The sequence below is a fragment of the Nocardia sp. NPDC050406 genome, assembly GCF_044459025.1.
Taxonomy (GTDB): Bacteria; Actinomycetota; Actinomycetes; order Mycobacteriales; family Mycobacteriaceae; genus Nocardia.
The window spans coordinates 1,857,789-1,878,582 of sequence record NZ_JBITIM010000002.1 but is presented as its reverse complement, the minus strand read 5'-3'; the positions used below and the strand labels follow the sequence as shown (position 1 = coordinate 1,878,582).

The 20,794-nt window shown below is 69.0% G+C and carries 22 protein-coding genes; 11 read left to right on the top strand and 11 right to left on the bottom strand.

Going from position 1 to position 20,794, the window contains the following annotated elements:
* Positions 1-56: 56 nt before the first annotated feature.
* Positions 57-1,205 carry a glycosyltransferase family 4 protein gene (locus tag ACIBH2_RS21950; RefSeq protein ID WP_397120140.1) on the bottom strand — a complete coding sequence of 383 codons (1,149 nt, stop codon included), beginning with the start codon at positions 1,203-1,205 and terminating at the stop codon, positions 57-59.
* A 10-nt stretch (positions 1,206-1,215) separates the two neighbouring features.
* Complete coding sequence (locus tag ACIBH2_RS21945; RefSeq protein ID WP_397120138.1) at positions 1,216-1,839, bottom strand: TetR/AcrR family transcriptional regulator; 624 nt, start codon at positions 1,837-1,839, stop codon at positions 1,216-1,218.
* 68 nt (positions 1,840-1,907) lie between these two features.
* Between ACIBH2_RS21945 and ACIBH2_RS21940 the strand changes: the two genes are divergently transcribed.
* The 3 genes from ACIBH2_RS21940 to ACIBH2_RS21930 are packed head-to-tail and all read left to right on the top strand — an operon-like array spanning position 1,908 to position 3,403.
* Positions 1,908-2,300 carry a nuclear transport factor 2 family protein gene (locus tag ACIBH2_RS21940; protein WP_397120136.1) on the top strand — a complete coding sequence of 131 codons (393 nt, stop codon included), beginning with the start codon at positions 1,908-1,910 and terminating at the stop codon, positions 2,298-2,300.
* Positions 2,297-2,752, top strand: coding sequence for an SRPBCC family protein (locus ACIBH2_RS21935; protein WP_397120134.1), 456 nt, complete (start codon positions 2,297-2,299; stop codon positions 2,750-2,752). Before ACIBH2_RS21940 ends, ACIBH2_RS21935 begins: the two co-directional genes overlap by 4 nt.
* Before the next feature lie 9 nt (positions 2,753-2,761).
* A complete protein-coding gene (locus ACIBH2_RS21930; RefSeq protein WP_397120132.1) occupies positions 2,762-3,403 on the top strand; it encodes a class I SAM-dependent methyltransferase in 642 nt (213 codons plus the stop codon).
* A gap of 9 nt (positions 3,404-3,412) precedes the next feature.
* On the opposite strand, the gene ACIBH2_RS21925 is transcribed toward ACIBH2_RS21930, so the two are convergent.
* From ACIBH2_RS21925 to ACIBH2_RS21915, 3 genes are all read right to left on the bottom strand, one after another.
* On the bottom strand, positions 3,413-4,426 hold the full coding sequence (locus ACIBH2_RS21925) for a hypothetical protein (protein WP_397120130.1): 1,014 nt from the start codon (positions 4,424-4,426) through the stop codon (positions 3,413-3,415).
* 15 nt (positions 4,427-4,441) lie between these two features.
* Complete coding sequence (locus ACIBH2_RS21920) at positions 4,442-5,467, bottom strand: NlpC/P60 family protein (protein ID WP_397120128.1); 1,026 nt, start codon at positions 5,465-5,467, stop codon at positions 4,442-4,444.
* 176 nt (positions 5,468-5,643) lie between these two features.
* Positions 5,644-6,276, bottom strand: coding sequence for a C40 family peptidase (locus ACIBH2_RS21915; RefSeq protein ID WP_397120126.1), 633 nt, complete (start codon positions 6,274-6,276; stop codon positions 5,644-5,646).
* Between the two features lie 711 nt (positions 6,277-6,987).
* Here ACIBH2_RS21915 and ACIBH2_RS21910 point away from each other — a divergent pair.
* Positions 6,988-8,835 carry a DEDD exonuclease domain-containing protein gene (locus tag ACIBH2_RS21910; RefSeq protein ID WP_397120124.1) on the top strand — a complete coding sequence of 616 codons (1,848 nt, stop codon included), beginning with the start codon at positions 6,988-6,990 and terminating at the stop codon, positions 8,833-8,835.
* A 199-nt stretch (positions 8,836-9,034) separates the two neighbouring features.
* On the opposite strand, the gene ACIBH2_RS21905 is transcribed toward ACIBH2_RS21910, so the two are convergent.
* Positions 9,035-9,562, bottom strand: a complete 528-nt coding sequence (locus ACIBH2_RS21905; protein WP_397120122.1) for a DUF3558 domain-containing protein — start codon at positions 9,560-9,562, stop codon at positions 9,035-9,037.
* Between the two features lie 57 nt (positions 9,563-9,619).
* Between ACIBH2_RS21905 and ACIBH2_RS21900 the strand changes: the two genes are divergently transcribed.
* Entirely contained in the window at positions 9,620-9,895 is a 276-nt protein-coding gene (locus ACIBH2_RS21900) for an Lrp/AsnC family transcriptional regulator (protein ID WP_397120120.1), read from the top strand.
* A 186-nt stretch (positions 9,896-10,081) separates the two neighbouring features.
* Here ACIBH2_RS21900 and trpD read toward each other — a convergent pair whose 3' ends face one another.
* Positions 10,082-11,131, bottom strand: a complete 1,050-nt coding sequence (gene trpD / locus ACIBH2_RS21895) for an anthranilate phosphoribosyltransferase (RefSeq protein ID WP_397120118.1) — start codon at positions 11,129-11,131, stop codon at positions 10,082-10,084.
* A gap of 169 nt (positions 11,132-11,300) precedes the next feature.
* Entirely contained in the window at positions 11,301-11,708 is a 408-nt protein-coding gene (locus tag ACIBH2_RS21890) for a hypothetical protein (protein WP_397120116.1), read from the bottom strand.
* A 268-nt stretch (positions 11,709-11,976) separates the two neighbouring features.
* Here ACIBH2_RS21890 and ACIBH2_RS21885 point away from each other — a divergent pair, with 268 nt between their 5' ends.
* The 4 genes from ACIBH2_RS21885 to ACIBH2_RS21870 all read left to right on the top strand — a co-directional run bounded on the left by ACIBH2_RS21885 (position 11,977) and on the right by ACIBH2_RS21870 (position 16,313).
* Positions 11,977-12,588 carry a heme-copper oxidase subunit III gene (locus ACIBH2_RS21885; RefSeq protein WP_397120114.1) on the top strand — a complete coding sequence of 204 codons (612 nt, stop codon included), beginning with the start codon at positions 11,977-11,979 and terminating at the stop codon, positions 12,586-12,588.
* A 67-nt stretch (positions 12,589-12,655) separates the two neighbouring features.
* Entirely contained in the window at positions 12,656-13,537 is an 882-nt protein-coding gene (locus ACIBH2_RS21880) for a c-type cytochrome (protein WP_397120112.1), read from the top strand.
* A 20-nt stretch (positions 13,538-13,557) separates the two neighbouring features.
* Entirely contained in the window at positions 13,558-14,694 is a 1,137-nt protein-coding gene (locus ACIBH2_RS21875) for a ubiquinol-cytochrome c reductase iron-sulfur subunit (protein ID WP_397120957.1), read from the top strand.
* Positions 14,691-16,313 carry a cytochrome bc complex cytochrome b subunit gene (locus ACIBH2_RS21870; RefSeq protein ID WP_397120110.1) on the top strand — a complete coding sequence of 541 codons (1,623 nt, stop codon included), beginning with the start codon at positions 14,691-14,693 and terminating at the stop codon, positions 16,311-16,313. The genes ACIBH2_RS21875 and ACIBH2_RS21870 overlap by 4 nt, the downstream gene beginning before the upstream one ends.
* A 79-nt stretch (positions 16,314-16,392) precedes the next feature.
* Here ACIBH2_RS21870 and ACIBH2_RS21865 read toward each other — a convergent pair whose 3' ends face one another.
* Positions 16,393-17,583 (bottom strand): oxygenase MpaB family protein, encoded by a 1,191-nt coding sequence (locus ACIBH2_RS21865; protein WP_397120108.1) that lies wholly within the window; start codon positions 17,581-17,583, stop codon positions 16,393-16,395.
* Positions 17,584-17,681: 98 nt separating this feature from the next.
* Between ACIBH2_RS21865 and ACIBH2_RS21860 the strand changes: the two genes are divergently transcribed.
* The gene (locus ACIBH2_RS21860) at positions 17,682-18,794 is read left to right on the top strand and encodes an AraC family transcriptional regulator ligand-binding domain-containing protein (protein WP_397120106.1); all 1,113 of its coding nucleotides are present in this window, start codon (positions 17,682-17,684) and stop codon (positions 18,792-18,794) included.
* 93 nt (positions 18,795-18,887) lie between these two features.
* Here ACIBH2_RS21860 and ACIBH2_RS21855 read toward each other — a convergent pair whose 3' ends face one another.
* Positions 18,888-19,457 (bottom strand): hemerythrin domain-containing protein, encoded by a 570-nt coding sequence (locus tag ACIBH2_RS21855; protein WP_397120104.1) that lies wholly within the window; start codon positions 19,455-19,457, stop codon positions 18,888-18,890.
* A 196-nt stretch (positions 19,458-19,653) separates the two neighbouring features.
* Here ACIBH2_RS21855 and ACIBH2_RS21850 point away from each other — a divergent pair, with 196 nt between their 5' ends.
* On the top strand, positions 19,654-20,325 hold the full coding sequence (locus ACIBH2_RS21850) for a YdcF family protein (protein ID WP_397120102.1): 672 nt from the start codon (positions 19,654-19,656) through the stop codon (positions 20,323-20,325).
* Here ACIBH2_RS21850 and ACIBH2_RS21845 read toward each other — a convergent pair whose 3' ends face one another.
* Positions 20,326-20,778 (bottom strand): MaoC family dehydratase, encoded by a 453-nt coding sequence (locus ACIBH2_RS21845; protein ID WP_397120100.1) that lies wholly within the window; start codon positions 20,776-20,778, stop codon positions 20,326-20,328. It lies immediately after the preceding gene.
* Positions 20,779-20,794: the final 16 nt, after the last annotated feature.

The following is a 20,794-nucleotide window of genomic DNA, read 5'->3' as shown; positions in this document are numbered from 1 at the left end:
GAGCCTAGCCCACCGTGCGCGCGTGTTCGATCCGCCTCCGCCCCGGCGGCGCGCGGCTAGCGGCGGGATCGGACGTTGGGGTCGAGCAGGTGGCGCAGCCGCTCGCCCATGACATCCCAGCGCCACTGCCGCTGCACCCAGGCGCGCCCGGCCGCGCCCATGGCGGCCGCGGCGTCGCGGTCGGCGAGGATATCGACGATGGCGGCGGCGACGGCCTCGGGATCGCGGCCCTCCACCACCGTGCCGGTCTCGCCCTCGCGCACGGTCTCCGGCGCGCCGCCCGAATTGCCCGCGACCACCGGCACTCCGGACGCGGAGGCCTCCAGGAAGACGATGCCCAGACCCTCCACGTCGAGCCCGAAGCCGCGGGTGCGGCACGGCATGGCGAACACATCGGCGATGGTGTGGTGCGCCGCCAGCTCGGCCGAGGGCACCCGCCCGGTGAAGACCACATCCTCGGCGACCCCCATGGCCTGGGCGAGAGCCTTCAACTTCTGCTCGTACGGTCCGCCGCCCGCGATCACCAGCACGGCCCCGGGAATCCGCTCGCGAATGGTGCGCATGGCCAGGATCAGCACATCCTGTCCCTTGCGCGGCACCAGCCGCGACAGGCACAGAATGGTGGGCCGCTCCCCCAGCCCGTAGCGCGCCCGCAGTTCGGCGCGCGCCGCCGGATCGGGTTTGAACACCTCGGAATCCACGGCGGGCGGCAGGTATTCCAGCGCCGCCTGCGCCCCGAAGGCGGCCGCGAACCGCCGCCGCGTGTACTTGCTGACATAGGTGACGACATCGGTGTGATCGCCGATCACCCGCAGCGCCTGCCGCGCCGCGGGCAGCATGGACCAGCCGACCTCGTGGCCGTGCGTGGAGGCCAGAATCCGCTCGGCGCCCGCCGAGCGCAGCATGGGCGACATGAGCGCCAGCGGCGCGGCGGCCCCGAACCACACGCTGTCGCACTGTTCGTCGCGCAGCAGCTTCTTGGCCCGCCGAATCACCAGGGGCGTCGGCAACATCAGGGTGGTGGGGTGGCGCACCACCTGGAACGGTTGGCGCGCATCGAATTTCCAATGGCTGTCGCCCCGCCAGCGCGGCGCGTACACGACCAGTTCGTCCGGCGGCAGCTGGAGGGCGAGCGCCTGCAGATAGGACTGGATGCCGCCGGGACGCGGCGGGAAATCATTGGTAACCAGGAGAGTTCGCCCCATGCCCCCCAAACTACTGCACCGGGCTCACCGCCCCGGACACCCGCCGAACGTTCATCAGGGTGCCGTCGACGGTGGCCCGCAACTGATCGTGTAGCTGGGTGCGGGTCAGGGTCGGATCGACGAAGGCGAGGGTGCACACCCGCCGCAGCGTGGTCTGCAGCTCGCCCGCCTGCGCGGCGGTGAGATCCGGGCAGGCCCGCGACACCGTCTCCATGAGTCCGATCAGTTCGGTGTTGAGGATCTCGTCCATCCCGCTGCGGAAGGCCGCGAGATCGAGTTCGATGGCCGCCAGCGCCGAGGGTCGCACATAGTGCAGCGCGGCCCAGGACAGGGTGACCAGCCCGGCGTGCAGCAACCCCAGCGGGTCGGCGTCGACGAGATGGGCGTGTTCGCGCCGAAAGTCCGCGCAGACCCGTTGCAGGTTCTCCGGGTCGATGCCGAAGAGCACGAGCCGCCGTTTCGACGGAAAGTAGTGGTACAGCCCGCCCACCGAGAGGTGTGCCTGTCGGGCGGCGCGCGCCATGGTCAGTTCCCGCACCTGCCCCGGCGACAGCAGGGGCCGTACGGCGGTGAAGATCTCCTGTTGCCGGGCGATCCGATCTTCCCTGGGTCGACCGGGTTTTCCGAATCCCATGGCCGATTCCTCTCCGTTACCCCTCCGACTATGGCACCGCGGGCCCGTGCGCGGCGACCATCATTCCTATGTCCGACTCCGATCTCGATCTCATCGCCCAGGTCTACCGCGCCTTCGACACCCGCGATCTCACCCTCGTGGAACGCTTGTTCGCCCCGGATATACAGATCCGGCAGACCACCGAACTGCCGTGGGGCGGCCACTATCGCGGACGCCCCGGGGCCGTCGAATTCCTCACGAAACTGCTCGCGCACGTGGACAGCAAGGTGCTGCACGAGCGCACCTTCCAGGCCGGTGACCGCGTCGTCCAGATCGGCCGATCGGTGGGAAACACCCTGGCGGGCAACGCTTTCGACGTCCCCGAGGTGCATGTCTGGCAGGTGCGCGACGGCCTCGTCGTCGGCTTCGAGGCCTACGTCGACACACCCGCCCTGCGCGCCGCGCTCGGTGATCCGCGATGACGACGCTGCGCGCGAGCACCGAAATCCACCGGCCCGCGGCGGCGGTGTGGCCGCTGCTGGCCGACTACGACGTCGATCCGCGCTGGCGTCACGGGGTGCGCACCATGAGCCCGGAGCCTCGCGGCCCGGTCGCGGTCGGCACCCGCACCGCCGAGGAATTGCGTTTCGGCGGCCGCACCTACCGCAACGACGGCGAGGTGGTCGAGGTCGAGCCCGGTCGCGCCTTCCGCTGGCGCACCACCAGTGGAGTCGCCGCCACCGGAACCCGCACCCTGACCGCGATCGACGCGAACCGCTGTGTGGTGCGCCTGGAGACCCGGTTGTCGCCGCGTGGAATGGACCGCGTCGTCGTCCTGCTGTTCGGCTGGCTCCTGCGCCGCACCCTCGGCGACGACCTGCGCCGGTTCCGCGTCCTCGCCGAATCGGTGGCGACGGGGACGCCGCGCGAATAGGGTTCACATATGAAAACTGTTGTCGGTAAGGCCATGTCGATTCTCGCGGGTCAGCTCGGCCATCCGCGCGGACCGCTCGGAAAGCTCGTCGCCCTAGTGCTCAATCGCGGCAACAGGACGGTGGTCGCCGCCTCGGTCACGGCGGCCGAGGTGACCGCGGGCGAGTCCGCCGCCGATATCGGCTTCGGGGGCGGGGTGGGACTGCCGCTGCTGCTGGAACGAGCCGGGGCGGACGGGGTGGTCTACGGCGTCGAGATCTCCCACGACATGCTGGACGGCGCCCGCCGCCGGTTCACCAGCGAGATCGGTTCGGGCCGACTGCGACTGCTCGAGGGTTCGATGGACAAGCTGCCCTTCGACGCCGACAGCCTCGATGCCGTCATCACCGTCAACACCCTCTATTTCGTGCCCGACCTGGACCGCGCCTGTGCCGAACTGGCGCGCGTGCTGCGTCCGAAGGGCCGCCTGGTCGTCGGCATCGGCGATCCGGACGCCATGGCGAAAATGCCGTTCACCGAATACGGATTCCGCCTGCGCGCGGTGGCCGATGTCATCGCCGCACTCCAGGGTGCGGGCTTCAGCGTCGAGGACCGGCCGGTCTCGGGCGGCACGGTGCCGTTCCACGCGTTGGTCGCGCGGCCGACGCGCTAGCCGCCGACCTCACGCCCCCGCCGCGGTGCGCGCCGCGATCCAGGAGCGCCAGCGGGCCAGGAAGCCCTCGCGCGGGGTTCCCAAGGTGTGGCGGAGGATGTCGTCCACGGCCGCGTCGTCCTTGGGCCCCGTCGCGAGGGCGCGGTACAGGTTCACCAGCTTCGCCTCGCCGAATTCGGCGGCGACGAACGCACATGCCGACCACGCCTGTTCATAGGCGAGGGCGGCCTGGCCACCGGTAGGAGCGAATACCGCGTCCGAGGGGAGATCCCGGGGGAAATCTCCGGTTCTGGCGCGCGCCGCGAGGGTCGGCGCGATCTCGGCGGCCGCGCCGTCTCGCCCGCGATGGGAGAGGTATTCGGCGAAGCCCTCGAGCATCCACTGCGGCGAACCGTCGACGGTGTCCGCGCGCGTGGCGATATGGGTGAGTTCGTGGCGCAGCACCGCGCGCAGGCCATCGGGTCCGAGGCGACGACCCGCGTCGGGTCCGAACACCACGCGCTGCCCGGTGGGCCGGGTGCCGGGATGGAACGGATCCGCGACGGTGGCGGCGGCGACCTCGGCGGGCACCTCCCCGACGGCATGGGTGAGGCTGGCGAATTCCGAAGGGCTGGAGGCGATCACGACCACCGGCCGCTGCGACCACTGCGGCCCCCACAGCTCGGTGACCGCGGCGGTGGCGGCGCTCAACTCCTCGGCGAGCACCTGAATATCCGCGCGATAGGCGGTGTGCCCCAAGACGATTCCCGCGCGGCCCGCACCGGTGGCGACGGTCTGGGCGACCACCTCGCCGTAGGAGTCCATACTGCGGCGCAGGCCCGGCAGCTGCGGATCGTCGACCGCGTCGGACTGCGGCACCGCCGCGGCGGGCACCACGGCCCGCAGCTTCGGCACCACCGAATCGGGCATCATGACCAGCGCGCAGCACGCCGCCGTCAGCGCGGTCACCATGGCGACGGTGAGGACGAACTGGAAGCGACGCCGCGTACCCAGCCACCCTCGAACCCGCCGCAGTGCGCTCATCCCAGCCTCGTCGAATCAGAACCGTCGTGCCGAATGGAACGGGGTGGAGCTCATCGGCGCGACCGCGACCGGCACACCGAAGGTGGAGGCGTGCAGCATCAGACCATTGCCCGCGTAGATGCCCACGTGTGAGATCTCCGGATAGAAGAACACCACATCACCGGGCTGCAGCTCGTCCTTGGAGACCGGCGTGCCGAAATTCGACTGCTGTTCGCTGGTGCGCGGCACATTCATGCCGACCTGCTTGAAGGCCCACTGCACGAGGCCGGAGCAGTCGAACTGGTCGGGCCCGGTCGCGCCCCACACGTACGGGTCGCCGATGCGGGTGAGTCCGGCGGCCAGCGCGCTGGTGCCGCTGTTGGGCACGAGTCCGCGCAGCAGGGTGTCGCGGTCGAAGCCGGGCGGGAAGGCGGATCCGGCGAGCGCGGCCTTGTCACTGGCCGAGAGCTGACCCCAGGCCGCGATCACCTGTGCCATGGAGCCCTGCAACTCGGAGCGCTTGCGCTCCAGGTCGTTGCGCACGGTATCGGCGGCGGCACTGGCGGCCTTGGCGGCGTCGGCGGCGCTGCGGGCGGCGGACTCCGCCGCAGCGGCCGCGTCGCTGACCTTCTTGTACTCGCTGAGCTGGTCGTTGGTGCGATTGCCGACCAGCGCCAGCGTCGACATCTGGTCGAGCAGCTGCTGCGGGGAATTGCTGGCCAACAGCGCGGTGAGGCGGTTGGCCCGGCTGCCGGTGTAGGCGGCGTTGGCGGCGCGGTCGATGACCGGCTGGAACTTCTTGATCTCGGCGCGCGCGGCGTCGAGGGTTTGAGCGGCCGCGGCGGCCTGAGCATCGGCCGCCTGGGCCGCGGTGACCTTCGTATCGAGGTCGGCCTGCGCGGTGAGCGCCGCCTGATTGAGCTGTTCGGACTGCCGGGACAGATCGACGAGTCGTTGGACGGCTTCCCCGGCCGTGGCGGGGGCGGCCACCGGATCGGCGGTGGCGGGGCCGACCCCGTACCCACCGACGACTATGACGCCGACCGTCAGAGCCCCACCCACGAGTCTCCTCGTTCGATGTTTCAGCGTTCGAGTTGTCCGATACTGCGCTGCCACCGTCGGCGTGTCCCTGTCTCTTACCCCAAAACGAAAGAAAAGGTCTCGATAAGGTTACGAAACGGCGGCCGTGTATGTCCAGCAGGACACGAGATGGTCACGGCCGCCGCATGTTTCGCAGCTCAGATACGACGCGCTCCGGCGAACGGCATCGACGAGATGGGGGCGACCTGGACCGGCTGGCCCGAGGTGGAGGCATGCACGACCTCGCCGTTGCCGACGTAGAGGCCCGAGTGGCCGCCGCCGTAGAACGACACGATGTCGCCCGGCTGCAGGGCGTCGGCCGAGACCGGGGTGCCGGTGGCGAGCTGGTCGTAGCTGGTGCGCGGCAGGTCGACACCGGCCTGCGCGTAGGACCACTGCACCAGACCGGAGCAGTCGAAGGCGTTCGGGCCCGAGGCGCCGTAGACGTAGGGCGCGCCGACCTTGCTCAGCGCGGCGTCGACCGCGAGATCGCCCGCCGACTTCTGCGGCGCGGCGAACGGCGCGGGCGCGCCGGGGGTTTCGATGCCCGGGATGGCCGGGATCTGAATCGGCAGCGATTCCGGAACGCCCGGGATGCCAGCGGGGAGCTGGACCTGATCCGGCACCTCGAAGGTGCCGACGCCGGGCACGGTGACCGGCTGAGCCTGGGCGGTGGTGGCGGGCAGCAGCAGCGCGCTCAGCGTGGCAGCGCCCACGGCCCCGGCCGCGACGGCGCGCCGCGCAGTGCGCTGCGTGCCCCGGACCTGTCGCTTGACGGTGTTGGTCGCCATGGTGAGGTACTTCCAATCTGCCCCGCGACGCCGCACCAGGTTGGTGGGTCGGACTCCGCGAGGTCTCAGGAAGATTACGAGCGCATAACGGTGGTTTGTAAACCCGAGGTAGGACCCGGCGTACGCCAAATTGTTGACAACGGGTATTTCGCTGCGACAAACATCACACCAATCACGAAACGATAACAGCGGCCGTTTTCTCGGCAGCGCCGCGGCGGCTACCGGCCGGTAGCAAGCGCTCATCGACGACCTCGACTGGCAGCTCTAATACGCTATATCGCCAGGTCAACGACGTAGTGTCTGGTCAGGACACGCCCGACCGCGCGGCTGGCGAGCGTCAGGGGGCTGGCAGACCGGCAGCACGCACCCGAGGGAGCGGCAGACCATCCGGTCACTCCGCTGCGATTAATGCGATTTGTGGATTGATGTGACCCTGGTCACAATCTCGCATATTTTCGCAATTCGGAACATTCGCCTCGAGAATCTCGAGTAGATAACCGGACATTTCGGGTTTCGAAACTCAGGGTTCACCCCCATGCGATCGCCCGGTAGAGCGCATGGTCCGGCACATCTTCGCAGGTCAGGGCCTCGAGAGTGACAAACAGCCCCATCCGTCGCAGCTGTCGCATCCGTCTCGAGTCGGTCTCCGCGCCGAATTCCGGGGCCTGACCGGCCGAGCGCTGTCGTACCCCCGGCCTACGCTGACAGGCCGTGCCCGACCAGTTGGCCTTCGACGAGCTCGATACCCCGCTCTATGACACGACTTTCGTGGTCGTGGACCTGGAGACCACCGGAACCAGTCCCGACGGGGACGCCATTACCGAGATCGGCGCGGTGAAGGTGCGCGGCGGCGAGGTGCTGGGCGAGTTCGCCACCCTGGTCAATCCCGGGCGCGCGATTCCGCCGCAGATCGTGCAGATCACCGGGATCACCACGGCCATGGTCTACGACGCGCCCCGCATCGAGCAGGTGCTGCCCGGGTTTCTGGAGTTCGCGGCGGGCACGGTGCTGGTGGCGCACAACGCGCGCTTCGATATGGGGTTCCTGAAGGCGGCCGCGGCGCGGCTGGAACTCGCGTGGCCCGCGTTCCAGGTGGTGTGCACGGTGCAGTTGGCCCGGCGGATCCTGGGGCGCGACGAAGCGCCGTCGGTGAAGCTCTCGGTCTTGGCGCAATTGCTGGGGGCGCAGACGCGGCCGACCCACCGAGCGCTCGACGACGCGCGGGCGACGGTCGACGTGCTGCACGCGCTCATCGGCCGGGTCGGCAATCTGGGCGTGCACAGCCTCACCGAGCTGACCGATTATCTGCCGGAGGTGACGCGGCGCCAGCGCGCGAAACGGGTTATGGCGGCGGATCTTCCGGCCGCGCCCGGGGTGTATCTGTTCCGGGGGCCGTCCGACGAAGTCCTCTATATAGGGACGGCGGTGAATCTGCGCCGTCGGGTGCGCGGGTACTTCACCGGTTCGGAGACCCGGCCGCGCATGCGCGAGATGGTGCAGTTGGCGACGCGGGTGGATCACGTGGTGTGCGCGCACGGTCTGGAAGCGGGGGTGCGTGAGCTGCGTCTGCTCATGGCGCACGCGCCCCCGTACAACCGCCGCTCCAAATTCCCGCAGCGCGCGTGGTGGCTCACGCTGACCGAGGAACCCTTCCCCCGGTTCGCGGTCTCGCGCACCCCGACTCGATACACCTTGGGGCCCTTCACCTCTCGCGCCGACGCCACCGAGGTCGGGCTGACGGTCGCCGAGTACACGGGCCTGCGCACCTGCACCGCGCGCATCCCGCGCGACGGTCGCCACGACTGCCCGAGCGCGATCGTCGGCGGTTGCCCCGCGAGCGCCCGAAACGCACCCCTATATATAGAGGAATACACACGCGCCCCCGACGCGGTCCGAGCCCTCTTCTCCGGCCACTGCGACGAACCGCTGCGCGCCATGTGCGATCGCATCGAAAGCTATTCCACCGCAGAGACTTTCGAGTCGGCGGCCCGAATGCGCGACCGCACGGTGGCGGTGCTGCGCGCGCTGCGCCGCACCCAACGCCTCACCGCGCTGGCCCGCATCCCCGAACTGATAGCCGCGCGCCCCGATGGCGCGGGCGGCTGGGAGTTCGCCGTCATCCGCCACGCCCGCCTCGCCGCCGCGGGCACCACGGTGCACGGGGTCGCCCCCATGCCGGTGGTGGAGCGCCTCGTCGCCGCCGCGGAGACCGTCATCCCCGAGCGCCTCGCCCTCCCCGGAGGAACACCCGCGGCCAGAGCGGGCAAAGCACTCATGTCGACCCCCGCCGACAAATCGGGCGCGGCGGAAGACCTGGCGGAAGGATGGGCCGAGGGGTTGTCGGAAGGCGTGGATGCCGACGGTGCGTATCCCCCACTGCGCGGCGCACTCCCGGAGGAGGCGGGCCTACTCGTCCGCTGGCTGGAGCAGCCGGGCACCCGCATCGTCCGCACCTCCCACGGCTACCACGAACCCCGTCTCGGCGCGGGCGCGTGGTCGGCCTGGCTGGCCCGCGCCGAAACCGCCGCCCACAGCGACCGCGAGACCGCGACCACGTGACCCCGAAGCGGGCGTCCCGCACCCACGGCGTCCGCCACGCTCGCCACGTCGCGAGGATCTCGCGGCGGCGTGCCGCGCTGCGTCGCCTTCCGTGACCCCCGTGCGGTTCCGCGGGCTCCAACGCGTGGGGTCGGGTTCCCATCGGACCCAGGCCGGTATGACGAGAACGCGCGGCCGGGGACCGCCGCGCGCGGGGCGGTCAGCGCAAGCGCTCGACGGTCAGTTCGGCGAAGCGACGGATCATGTCGCAGGAGGCGCGCGGGGCGGCGATGCGGCCCCGGTAGGACCATTCGAAGAAGTCGTCGCCGAGGCCGAGGGCGAGGACGCAGACTTCGCTGTCGACGCCGTCGGGGGTGTAGGAGAGGAAGCCGGAACGACCCGCGATCTCGATGGTGTCGAGTTGGCGGCCCCACAGCACTTCCCAGGCGCGCTCCCGCTCGATCGGGCTGCCCCGATACGACACGAAGGTCACATCGGTGCTCTGACCGGTATAGAACCAGCGGCAGGTGACCGAGTTGCGGAATATGTCGCTGGGGGCGGAAAGCGTTGTGATGGATTGGATTTCGGCATCGGTGACGTGACCGCACTCGCCGGTGAACGGTCCGGGCTCGGCGATGCGCGGCGGTCCGGTCGCCACGTCGGCCGGTGTCCCCGCGCCGTCGCCGCCACCGCAGGCGGAGAGCAGCAGTGCGCCGATGACCGCGACAACCGTTCGAACCCCCCGCATAGCGTTCGATCGTACCGACGTGGAGTGCGGTGCGGGCTGATCAAATACAGTGACGTCATGATTACCGCGATCGTGCTGATTCACGCCGAGGCCGCCCGCATTCCCGAGACCGCGCAGGCGCTGGCCGATATCGACGGTGTCGCCGAGGTCTACTCCTGCGCGGGTGACGTCGACCTGATCGCCATCGTCCGGGTCCGCGACCACGAGGAGATCGCCACCGTGATCACCGGCCGCGTGAACAAGACCCCGGGCGTCCTGCGCACCGACACCCATATCGCCTTCAAGTCCTATGCCCGCGCCGATGTGGAGGCCGGGTTCTCGATCGGCGAATAGCTCATCCGCGTAGGCGGGTACCCAGCGCGGTCAGCGCCGCGAGCGCTATCGGGGCCGCGACTATGGCCGCCGCCGTGAACATTCCGGGTCTGGCCAGGGCTTTTCGCCTCATTCCGGAACCCTAGCGTGGCGACCGGTCGCTACCGGGCAGCAACACACCCGCCCGGTCGCCGCGTCGAAAGTCGTTCAGTCCGAACCGAGTTGATGGGTGAGCAGGCTCCAGCACTCCAACAGCGCGGTCGCCGCACCGGAGTCCACCGCGGTGGCGACGCGTTTCAGCGCCAGGGCCAGCTTGTCCTCGAGATCGATGTCGATGCCCTCCAGCTCGAACGCGACAATGGCCGCGGCCGAGTTCAGCAGCACCGCGTCGCGCACCGGTCCCGGCTCCCCGGCGAACATCGCGCGGGCGATCGCGGCATTGGCGGCCGCGTCCCCGCCCAGCAGCGCCTTGGCGTCGACGCGCGGAATTCCGAGCCCGACCGGATCCAGGGTGGCCTGGCGCAGCTGCCCGCCCGCCACCACCCACACATCGGTGGTGGCGGTGGTGGTGATCTCGTCGAGTCCGTCGTTGCCGCGCACCACCAGCGCCGACGCGCCGCGGTCGGCGAAGACCCCGGCATAGGTCGGCAGCAGGTCGGCGAAGGCGCAGCCGATGAGGCCCGACCGGGGCTGGGCCGGATTGGTCAGCGGTCCCAGCACGTTGAAGACGGTCGGAATCCCGATCTCACTGCGCGCCGGACCGGCGAAGCGCAGCGAGGGATGGAACATGGGCGCGAAACAGAAGCCGATGCCGACCTCGCGCACACAGCGCCGCACCGCCTCGGGCCCGAGCCCGATCTTCACCCCGAGCGCCTCGAGCACATCGGCCCCGCCGCTCTTCGACGACGCCGCCCGGTTGCCGTGCTTGACCACCGGAATCCCGCTGGCCGCCACCACGATCGAGGACATGGTGGAGATGTTCACCGAACCCGACCGGTCGCCGCCGGTGCCGACGATGTCGACGGCCCCGAAGTCGAGCTCCACCCGCCGCGCGTGGTCGAGCATGCCCGAGGCCAGGCCGGACAGCTCCGACAGCGAGGGCCCCTTCATCTTCATGGCCACGCCGAAGGCCGCGATCTGGGCGGAGGTGGCGTTGTCGGTGAAGATCTCGTTCATCGCCCACGCGGCTTCGTCGGTAGACAGGTCACGACCCTCGGTGAGTGTCCCGAGGATGTCCTTCCAGCTGCGCGCGCTCATGCTCTTCTCTCCCACGGTGGTTTCGGCACACCAGTGCTTGGCAGCAGCCTAGTGGCCCGGGCCAATGTTTTTCGCCTCGGTGCGCCTTCGTATGCCCTACTGGGTTGATCGCGCCCACGCCGGGTGCCGTTGACAGTGCCGAGGCCCCGAATCCCGAGGGCGGCCCAGATCAGCTCCGGCGCGGTTGCAAGGCGAGCCACCCCAGGACCTCCCCGTCGTGGCGCTGCGCGAGTCCGGCCATGCGGGATCGCTCCTGCGAACAGTGCAGCGCGTCCAACAGTTGCACCCGCTGCAGGGCCACCTCGACCGGATCGGCGTCGAGATCGCCGTCCTGGATCGAGTATCCGTCCTGCGCGGCGATCGCCCGCACCTCCTCGACCCGCCCGGCGGGCAGCCGCAGCAGATGCCGCAGCACCACGGGCTGCTCGGGCTGCCAGTCCACGGCGCGGGCCAGCGCCGCCGAACAGGCTTCGGCGTCATCGAAACTCGACGCCACCTCCACGAGATCGGCCGTCGCCAGGTCCGGCTCCGACGCGTCGCGCTGGAACAGTCGTCGCCACCACGAGTTCGACGCCACCTTTGTCCTCTTCTCTTTGCGTTGGCGGTTTTCCGCGTCGGCGGATTCCCGAACTTTCTCCGCTCGAGCTCTTGCCTTTTTCTCAGGAGCGTGCCTTACCTTGGGTCTCGCACCGGCCCTCACCCCTCTCGTCCGTCGCGAAAGCCCTGCTCACGAGACACGCCGGGCGACCGTCGAGAGCCCCTCTCTCGCTGGGGTTTCCGACACGGACGCCCAACTTTCGCACCCGGCTACACCTGTCGTACTACGACGAGTCATACTTACCGGCGTGACGACCGCAGTAGGGACCCCAGGATCGGCCATTACCCAGCGTGTGCATTCGCTGAACCGGCCCAACATGGTGAGCGTCGGTACCATCATCTGGCTGTCTAGCGAGTTGATGTTCTTCGCCGGACTCTTCGCCATGTACTTCGTTGCCCGCGCGCAGGCGACCCATGGCTGGCCGTCGGAACCGACCGAGCTGAACATGAAGCTCGCCGTGCCGGTCACCGCGGTGCTGGTCGCCTCGTCGTTCACCTGCCAGATGGGTGTGTTCGCGGCGGAGAAGGGCGATGTCTTCGGCCTGCGGCGCTGGTACTTCATCACCCTGCTCATGGGCACGTTCTTCGTGCTCGGCCAGGGCTACGAGTACTACAACCTCGTGCACGAGGGCACCTCGATCTCGAGCAGCGTGTACGGCTCGGTGTTCTACATCACCACCGGCTTCCACGGTCTGCACGTCATCGGTGGTCTGATCGCCTTCGTCTTCCTGCTGGTGCGCACCACGCTCAGCAAGTTCACCCCGGCGCAGGCCACGGCGGCGATCGTCGTCTCCTACTACTGGCACTTCGTCGACATCGTCTGGATCGGGCTGTTCGCCACGATCTACTTCGTCCGCTAATTCGGACAGCCGAGATTCGGCAATCAGCTTTCGCACAGTCGGTTCCGTCTACTCCAAAGGGACACAGATGAGTTCATCTCCCCCGTCAGCGCCAGATCCCAGCGGCCCCGGGATCGGCAGCGCCTCGACAGACCAGGCCACCAAGGTCCGCAGGCAGCGACGCACCAAGCGGCGCTTCGCGGGCGCCCTGGTGCTCATGATGGGCCTCGTCGGGGCCGGGTTCGCGGCATCGGCGTTGACCCCGGACGCGCAGGTCGCGACCGCGAACGAGGACCAGTCCGCGCTCCTGCGCGAGGGTAAGCAGATCTACGACACCTCGTGTGTCACCTGCCACGGCGTCAACCTGCAGGGCGTACAGGATCGCGGCCCGAGCCTCATCGGCGTCGGCGAGGCCGCGGTCTACTTCCAGGTCTCCTCCGGTCGTATGCCCGCGGTCCGCAACGAGGCGCAGATCATGCGCAAGCCCCCGAAGTTCGACGCCCGCCAGACCGACGCGCTCAGCGCCTACATCGCCGCGAACGGCGGCGGCCCCACCGTGGTGCGCGACGCGAACGGTGAGATCGCGCAGGAGTCGCTCATCGAGGGCGCCGACCTCGGCCGCGGTGGCGAGCTGTTCCGCATGAACTGCGCGTCCTGCCACAACTTCACCGGCAAGGGTGGTGCGCTGTCGTCCGGCAAGTTCGCGCCGCCGCTCGAGCCCGCCAGCGAGCAGCAGATCTACACCGCGATGCTCACCGGCCCGCAGAACATGCCGAAGTTCTCCGACCGGCAGCTGACGCCGGAGGAGAAGCGCGACATCGTCGCCTACGTCAAGGACGCCACCGAGACCACCCCTCCGGGCGGTTACGGTCTGGGCGGTTTCGGTCCCGCCACCGAGGGTCTGGCCATCTGGGTCGTCGGCATCGTGGCCCTGGTCGGTTCCGCGATGTGGATCGGATCCCGATCATGAGTGAACAGGAGCGAAACAGCATGGGGGACAGCCACCCCACGCCGGAGACGGATCTCTCCGAGGAGCAGCTCGACGCGATGTCGCGCGACGAGTTGGTCGAACTCGGCACCAAGATGGACGGTGTCGACGTCGCCTACCGCGCCCCGCGCTGGCCGGTGCCCGGCACCCGCGCCGAGAAGCGGGCCGAGCGCCAGGTGGCGCTGTGGTTCGGCGTCTCCGCCCTCTGCGCCATCGCGCTCATCGGCGTCTTCCTGTTCTGGCCGTGGACCTACAAGTCCCGCAACGAAGAGGGCAACGCGGCCTACAGCCTCTACACCCCGCTGGTCGGTCTGACCCTGGGTGTCGCGGTGCTGGCCATCGGCATCGCCGTGGTGCTCATCCGCAAGAAGTTCATTCCGGCCGAGATCTCGGTGCAGGATCGCCACGACGGCATCTCCTCGCAGACCAACCGCCGCACGCTGGTGGCCGAGCTGCAGGACGCGCTGGACACCTCCACGCTGGCCCGTCGCAAGATGATCACCCGGACCGCCGGTCTGGGCGCGGGCCTGCTGGGTGTGGGCGCGCTGTTCGTCTTCGTCGGCGGCATGGTGAAGAACCCGTGGGCCAAGGGCGACAAGTCGCCGCTGTGGGTGTCGGGCTGGACCCCGGATTACGAGGGCCAGACCATCTACCTGCGTCGTGACACGGGGCGTCCGGACGACATCGTGCTGGTGCGCCCGGAGGATCTGGACGCCGGTGCCATGGAGACCGTCTTCCCCTGGAAGGAAGAGTGGCGCGGGGACGAGCACGCGACCCTGGAGTCGCTGCGCGGTATTCGCAACTCGGTCATGCTGATTCGCCTGCGCACCGAGGACGCCGAGAAGGCGATCAAGCGCAAGGGCCAGGAGAGCTTCAACTACGGCGACTACTTCGCCTACTCGAAGATCTGCACCCACCTGGGCTGCCCCACCTCGCTGTTCGAGCAGCAGACCAACCGGATTCTGTGCCCCTGCCACCAGTCGCAGTTCTCCGCGACCGAATGGGGTAAGCCGGTCTTCGGTCCCGCCGCCCGCGCGCTGCCGCAGCTGCCGATCACCGTCAACTCCGAGGGCTACCTGGTCGCCGTGCACGACTTCATCGAGCCCCTCGGACCGGCCTTCTGGGAGCGTCGTTCATGAGCCCGAGCAAAGCGGCCACACAGGCCAACGAAATGGACGAGCGCTACCACATGGCGGCCTTCGTCAAGCGCTCGATCAACAAGGTCTTCCCGACCCACTGGTCGTTCCTGCTTGGTGAGATCGCGCTGTACGCGTTCATCATCCTGCTGCTGTCGGGTATCTACCTGACGCTGTACTTCGACCCGTCGATGTCGCACGTGGTCTACGACGGCGCGTACCAGCCGCTGCGTGGCGTCACCATGTCGCGGGCCTACGAGACGTCGCTGGAGATCTCCTTCGAGGTGCGCGGCGGTCTGTTCGTGCGCCAGGTGCACCACTGGGCGGCGCTGCTGTTCGCGGCGTCGATCATCATCCACCTGTTCCGCATCTTCTTCACCGGCGCGTTCCGCAAGCCGCGTGAGGCGAACTGGGTGATCGGCTCGCTGCTGCTCATCCTGGCGATGTTCGAGGGCTTCTTCGGTTACTCGCTCCCCGACGACCTGCTGTCGGGCACCGGCCTGCGCGCCGCCTTCGGCGGTATCACCATGGGTGTTCCGGTCATCGGCACCTGGCTGCACTGGCTGATGTTCGGCGGTGACTTCCCGGGCACCATCATCATTCCGCGCCTCTACATCGCGCACGTGCTGTTGCTGCCGGGCATCATCCTGGCGCTCATTGCGGCGCACGTGGCGCTGGTCTGGTACCAGAAGCACACGCAGTTCCCCGGCCCCGGCCGCAAGGAGACCAACGTCGTCGGCGCCCGCATCGTGCCGGTGTTCGCCGCCGACCAGGGTGCGTTCTTCGCCTTCACCCTCGGTGTCGTCGCCATCATGGGTGGCGTGCTGCAGATCAACCCGATCTGGAACCTGGGTCCCTACAACCCGTCTCAGGTCTCGGCGGGTTCGCAGCCGGACTTCTACATGATGTGGACCGACGGTATGGCGCGTCTCATGCCGCCGTGGGAGCTCTACATCGGCCGCTACACGGTTCCGGCCGTGTTCTGGGTGGCGCTGATCATGGGTCTGGTGTTCACGGTGCTGATCGCCTACCCGTGGATCGAGAAGCGGCTCACCGGCGACACCGCCCGGCACAACCTGCTGCAGCGTCCGCGCGACGTGCCGGTCCGCACCGCCATCGGCGCCATGGCCATCGCGTTCTACCTGGTGCTGACGATCTCCTGCGTGAACGACATCATCGCGCTGAAGTTCGACATCTCGCTGAACGCGACCACCTGGGGCGGCCGCATCCTGCTGCTGGTCGCGCCGCCGCTGGCGTACTTCATCGCGTACCGCTTCTGCCTGGGCCTGCAGCGCAGCGACCGCGCGGTGCTCGAGCACGGTGTGGAGACCGGCGTCATCAAGCGCCTGCCGCACGGTGAGTACATCGAGATCCACCAGCCGCTGGGCCCGGTGGATTCGCACGGCCACCCGATCCCCCTGGAGTACCAGGGCGCTCCGGTGCCGAAGAAGATGTCGAAGCTGGGTTCGGCGGGCAAGCCGGGTTCGGGTTCGTTCCTCACCGCCGATCCCCCGGCCGAGGTCGAGCGCAATGCTCAGCTCGCGCACGAGGAAGAGCACAATATGCTGGCCGCGCTGGAGAGCCAGCAGGACACCAGCGCGGGCAAGCACAGCGGACACTGAGTTCCGTAGCCCGTTCGGAAGGCCCCGAGTCGAATGCGACTCGGGGCCTTCCCCTTTCGGCCTCATGATCCCTGTTCGGTCATCGAGGGGTGACGGCCTCGCCCGGGTGGACCGGCGCGCCGACGGCCTTCATGGCGTTCAGCGCACCCTCCAGCACTCGGCGCTGGCGCACGGCGATCTCCTGGTCGGTGCCGAGCCTGCCGCCGCGGCGCAGGTGTTCCCGTAGGACGGCGAGTCGCCGGAGCGCGAAGACGGCCGGGTGATAGCGCGGCGGACGACTGTCGCTATCGAGGAAGGTGCGGACGATGCCCGCCGAGCCGCCCCAGACCAGACGCGACACCGCGGGCCGCAGCACGGGTGCGGTGAGCGCCCACAGCGGTTGCGGCAGCACGCGTTCGGCGCGCAGACCGCCCTTCAGCAGTGCCCGGGTGAGGATCTCGGTGTCCTCGTCGGGTGGCGCGAGAATCATGTCGGCGGCCCGGCTGACCTCCGTGGCGTCCTCGATGGTGTGCGGCAGCAGCTCGTCGGGGACGCCCATGAGGTAGCCGATCCAGTGCCACAGCTGGCGCACCGATTCGATCTCCTCCGGCGTCAGGGTCATATCGAACAGTTCGTGCATGGTCAGTGGCAGCAGCAGGAAGCCGTCGATGGTCAGGGCCATGCCGGTGGTGTGAATGGGCTCGCCCCACAGCGGATTCCACCGCCCGCACCGGCGTAGATGGGCACGAACCATGGCGTGGACGAAGCGAATGCGCACGGTGGCGTCGAAGCCCGCTCCCCCGGATGTGAGCGCGCCCGGTTCGGTGGCGGCCAGCACCCAGCGCGAGGTCTCCTCGTAGCGGCGGGCGGCCATCGTCTCCGAGCGCGAGTTCATGGCCTGCGGCTTGTTGAGGTCACCGTAGGCGTAGGCGGTGAGCAGGGTGCCGCTCAATCCGATGATCACGGCGGGCGCGAACCGCCACCACAGCCGCGCGCCCTGGCGTACGCGGTCGGGATCGAACCAGGTCGGTGGATTCATCAGGGGCGTCAGGAGTTTCGTCAGCGATGCGGGCGCTCCGGCGGGGTCGCGGCCGCGCAGCGCCTCGCCGAGCAGTCGCCACCCTTCGCCGCGCCCGAGGGTCGCGAAATCGGCGACGGTGGCGTCGATCGCGGCGTCGGTGCGGAACAGGCCAGCGACCACGCGGTCGACCACCTCGTCGGGCAGTCGCTCGCGCGCTCGTTCGATGCGTGCGGCCCGCCCCGCGTCCAGCGCGATCAGGTGTGGTTCCATTGTCCGCCCCTCTCGTAGAAGTCCTGTATTCGACGCTAGAGAGCGGTTTTTCACCGAGTAATGTGCCAATCCGCCCGGCACTTGGTACTTTCCGCCATATGGGGGCTTCGGATCGGCCACCGCGGTGGCAGGTTCCGCGACCGGCGGCGTCGACGCGGTATCTGCTCGACACCGCGCGCTCGCACGGCATCGCGGCGCAGGCGTGCCTGGCCGGAACCGGGCTGTGCGCAGGCGATCTCGACGATCCGGGGGCGGTGGTGCTGCCGGAGCAGGAATTGCGGGTCGTGCGCAATCTGCTGGCCCACGGCGGAGATCAGCGCGAACTCGGGGTGGAGACCGGGCTGCGGTACTCGCTCACCAGTACCGGGCTGCTCGGGTACGCGCTGCTGGCGAGCGCCACGCTGCGCGAGGCCATCGCGGTGCTGTCGCGCTACACCGTGCTGCTGTCGCTGTTCTTCGAGGTGTCCTACACCGAGACGAGCGCGGGCCTGGTGGTGCGGGTGCACGACGGTGATGTGCCGCCCGATGTGCGGCCGTTTCTGCTCGCTCGCGATCTGGTGGCCGGTTTCCGAATCAGCACCCTGTTGCTCTCCCCCGCGGTGCTGGAGCTGATCGGGACACTCGATCGGCCGATTCCCTTGGAGTTCCGCGGATTTCAGCACGGTGATCGCGGCGGCGCGGACGCGGCGGCCTGGGTGCGGGCGGCGCGCGAGCTGGTCGCGCCCTACGGCGTGACCCTGGATATCGACCTCGACGCCACCCGCGATGCCTTCACGATTCCCCGGGAACTCCTCGACCAGGCCATGCCCGCCCCGGACCCGTTCACCGCCGCGCTGGTGCTGCGGCAGTGCGAGGAGCTGTTGGACCAGCGCTCCCGCTTCACCGGTATGGCGGCGCGGGTGCGTCATCTGTTGGTGCGCGATCCCGCGCGCATGCCGACCATGGCGGCCGCGGCGCGCGCGTTGGACGTCTCGGAACGGACGCTGCACCGCCGACTCACCGAGGAGGGCACCACTTTTCGCGCGCTGGTGAACGCGGTCCGGGAGACCCTCGCGGACGAACTGCTCGCCGACGGGCTCACCGTGGAGACGGTCGCCCGGCACCTCGGCTACGCCGATGCCGCCGCCTTCACCCACGCCTATCGGCGCTGGCACGGATATCCGCCGGGACAGGCCGTGCGCGACGTCGGCGAGAAGGCCAGTGGCCCCTGAGCTTTCGAGATCGATGTAACTCAGCGATCCCGCGGTGGTCGCGCCTGCCGGAACCGTCGACCGCCAGCGGTCGGTGAGCCTGTTGCCGTTCGATCAGCCCCGTTTGAGGCTGCCGACGCTCAGCGATCCGGGTGCGGGCCCGCGCAGCTTCGCCTCTTCCTCGCGGATGTAGTCGGCCGGATCCTTGTCGATGGACGGCACACCCGCGTAGTTGCGGGCCTCGTAGGCGGCGAAGGCGACGGCCAGCTTGTGGCGGCGCGCCAACCCCGCCAGCCGCCGAAAATCGGTCAGCCCCTCGCGTTCTTCCTCGGCCATGTGGTCACCGTTGGCCAGATTCGCCGCCGCGACAGCCGCGAACCACTCGGCACTGCCGACCGGATGCCGCGCCACCTCGGCGACCGCGTCCCTGATCTCGTTGTGGTCGTGGATGGCGTCGAGGGTCTCCTCCTCCACCCCGTCCGCGCGTCGGGCCGCGATCCCGACCTCCAGCAGCGCGGGGTAGAAGATCTCCTCCTCCGCCTGCGCGTGCAGTTCGAGGAAGGCGGCCAGCCGCTCCCAGATGGCGGCGAGCACGTCGGTCTCGGCGGGGTCGATCTGCTCGAGGATCGCGAACAGCCGTCGCTGCTCGTGATGGTCATCGAGGATCAGCTCGGTGATGTCCACATTTCCTCCCTGATACGGCACTTCAGGTCAGCACTGGACGGCCTTCCTCGATGCTAGCCCACCCGCGATATTGATCTCTCGCGCCAGGACGGATCGACTTCGGCGATTCCGCTACCGGGCGGTAGCGCGCGGGGCGATCATGGAACGAAATGTGAATCACCTATCCGTCACATCTTGCGTCCAGGGGGTCGTCGCGATGTTCTCCCAGCTCGTTCCCACCGCCGCGGCACTACGCCGCATATCCCGAACGGCCTTGCGGCTCATGGTGACCGGGGCCGCCGTCACCGCCGTGACCTTCGCGGCCACACCCGCCTACGCCGAACCCGCCCCGTTCCCGGTCGATCCGGCCGCCGGAATCACCAAAGACGTGCTCGCGGCCATCGATTCGGTGACCACCCTGCGCCTACCGGGCCTGGAGCTGCCCGCCCTGTTCAGTCCCGATACCGCCATCGTGGTGCTGGGATACGGCCTGCTGCCCGATGGCGAGATGCGGCCGGAGCTGGTCAATCGGCTGCACGCCGGATACGTGTCGGCGCTGCTCTCCCCCGCCGCACCGCTCATCGTCACCGGCGGCAATCCGCAGAACGGGGTGTCGGAGGCGGCGGCCATGGCGGAGTGGCTGATCGCGCGCGGTATCGAGGCGCATCGGATTCACACCGAGACACAGGCGAATTCGACGGTGCAGAACGCGGCCTTCTCGGCCAAGCTCATGGAGTCCATCAATGCGCAGGCGGCGATTCTGATCACCTCCGCCGACCACATCGGGCGGGCGCTGAGCAATTTCCAGGCGGCCGGTATCCCGGTGGTGGCGACCATGACCCCGGATCGCACGCCGCTCTCGGCGGAGCCGTTCGGTCCGGGGCGGTAGTCAGGCGAGATAGCGCGCGATGCTCTCGGCCACGCAGGCCGGGCGGTCCGCGCCCTCGAGTTCGAGGGTGACGGTGCGTTCGGCCTGCACACCGCCGGGCACGTCGGTCACCGCGTCGAGGGTGAGCCGGGCGCGTATCCGGCCTCCGGCGGGCACCGGGGTGATGAAGCGAACCTTGTTGAGCCCGTAGTTGATCGCGGCGCTGGCGCAGCTGACGGTCATGATCCGCGAGGTCAGCGGGACCAGCAGCGACAGCGTGAGAAAACCGTGCGCGATGGTCCGCCCGTACGGTCCGGTGGCCGCCCGCTGCTCGTCCACGTGAATCCACTGGTGGTCGTCGGTGGCGTCGGCGAACAGGTCGATGCGCTGTTGGTCGACGGTCAGCCAGTCGCTCACCCCGATCTCGGCGCCCACGGCGGCGCGCAGGGCGTCGAAGTCCGCGAAGTCGGTCATGTGAAGCGCTCCTTCG

Excerpts from the sequence above, each read along its gene's own strand:
- ACIBH2_RS21950 (WP_397120140.1), bottom strand. The coding sequence starts at position 1,205 with ATGGGGCGAACTCTCCTGGTTACCAATGATTTCCCGCCGCGTCCCGGC.
- ACIBH2_RS21945 (WP_397120138.1), bottom strand. The coding sequence starts at position 1,839 with ATGGGATTCGGAAAACCCGGTCGACCCAGGGAAGATCGGATCGCCCGG.
- ACIBH2_RS21940 (WP_397120136.1), top strand. The coding sequence starts at position 1,908 with ATGTCCGACTCCGATCTCGATCTCATCGCCCAGGTCTACCGCGCCTTC.
- ACIBH2_RS21935 (WP_397120134.1), top strand. The coding sequence starts at position 2,297 with ATGACGACGCTGCGCGCGAGCACCGAAATCCACCGGCCCGCGGCGGCG.
- ACIBH2_RS21930 (WP_397120132.1), top strand. The coding sequence starts at position 2,762 with ATGAAAACTGTTGTCGGTAAGGCCATGTCGATTCTCGCGGGTCAGCTC.
- ACIBH2_RS21925 (WP_397120130.1), bottom strand. The coding sequence starts at position 4,426 with ATGAGCGCACTGCGGCGGGTTCGAGGGTGGCTGGGTACGCGGCGTCGC.
- ACIBH2_RS21915 (WP_397120126.1), bottom strand. The coding sequence starts at position 6,276 with ATGGCGACCAACACCGTCAAGCGACAGGTCCGGGGCACGCAGCGCACT.
- ACIBH2_RS21905 (WP_397120122.1), bottom strand. The coding sequence starts at position 9,562 with ATGCGGGGGGTTCGAACGGTTGTCGCGGTCATCGGCGCACTGCTGCTC.
- ACIBH2_RS21900 (WP_397120120.1), top strand. The coding sequence starts at position 9,620 with ATGATTACCGCGATCGTGCTGATTCACGCCGAGGCCGCCCGCATTCCC.
- trpD (WP_397120118.1), bottom strand. The coding sequence starts at position 11,131 with ATGAGCGCGCGCAGCTGGAAGGACATCCTCGGGACACTCACCGAGGGT.
- ACIBH2_RS21880 (WP_397120112.1), top strand. The coding sequence starts at position 12,656 with ATGAGTTCATCTCCCCCGTCAGCGCCAGATCCCAGCGGCCCCGGGATC.
- ACIBH2_RS21875 (WP_397120957.1), top strand. The coding sequence starts at position 13,558 with ATGGGGGACAGCCACCCCACGCCGGAGACGGATCTCTCCGAGGAGCAG.
- ACIBH2_RS21870 (WP_397120110.1), top strand. The coding sequence starts at position 14,691 with ATGAGCCCGAGCAAAGCGGCCACACAGGCCAACGAAATGGACGAGCGC.
- ACIBH2_RS21865 (WP_397120108.1), bottom strand. The coding sequence starts at position 17,583 with ATGGAACCACACCTGATCGCGCTGGACGCGGGGCGGGCCGCACGCATC.
- ACIBH2_RS21860 (WP_397120106.1), top strand. The coding sequence starts at position 17,682 with ATGGGGGCTTCGGATCGGCCACCGCGGTGGCAGGTTCCGCGACCGGCG.
- ACIBH2_RS21850 (WP_397120102.1), top strand. The coding sequence starts at position 19,654 with ATGTTCTCCCAGCTCGTTCCCACCGCCGCGGCACTACGCCGCATATCC.
- ACIBH2_RS21845 (WP_397120100.1), bottom strand. The coding sequence starts at position 20,778 with ATGACCGACTTCGCGGACTTCGACGCCCTGCGCGCCGCCGTGGGCGCC.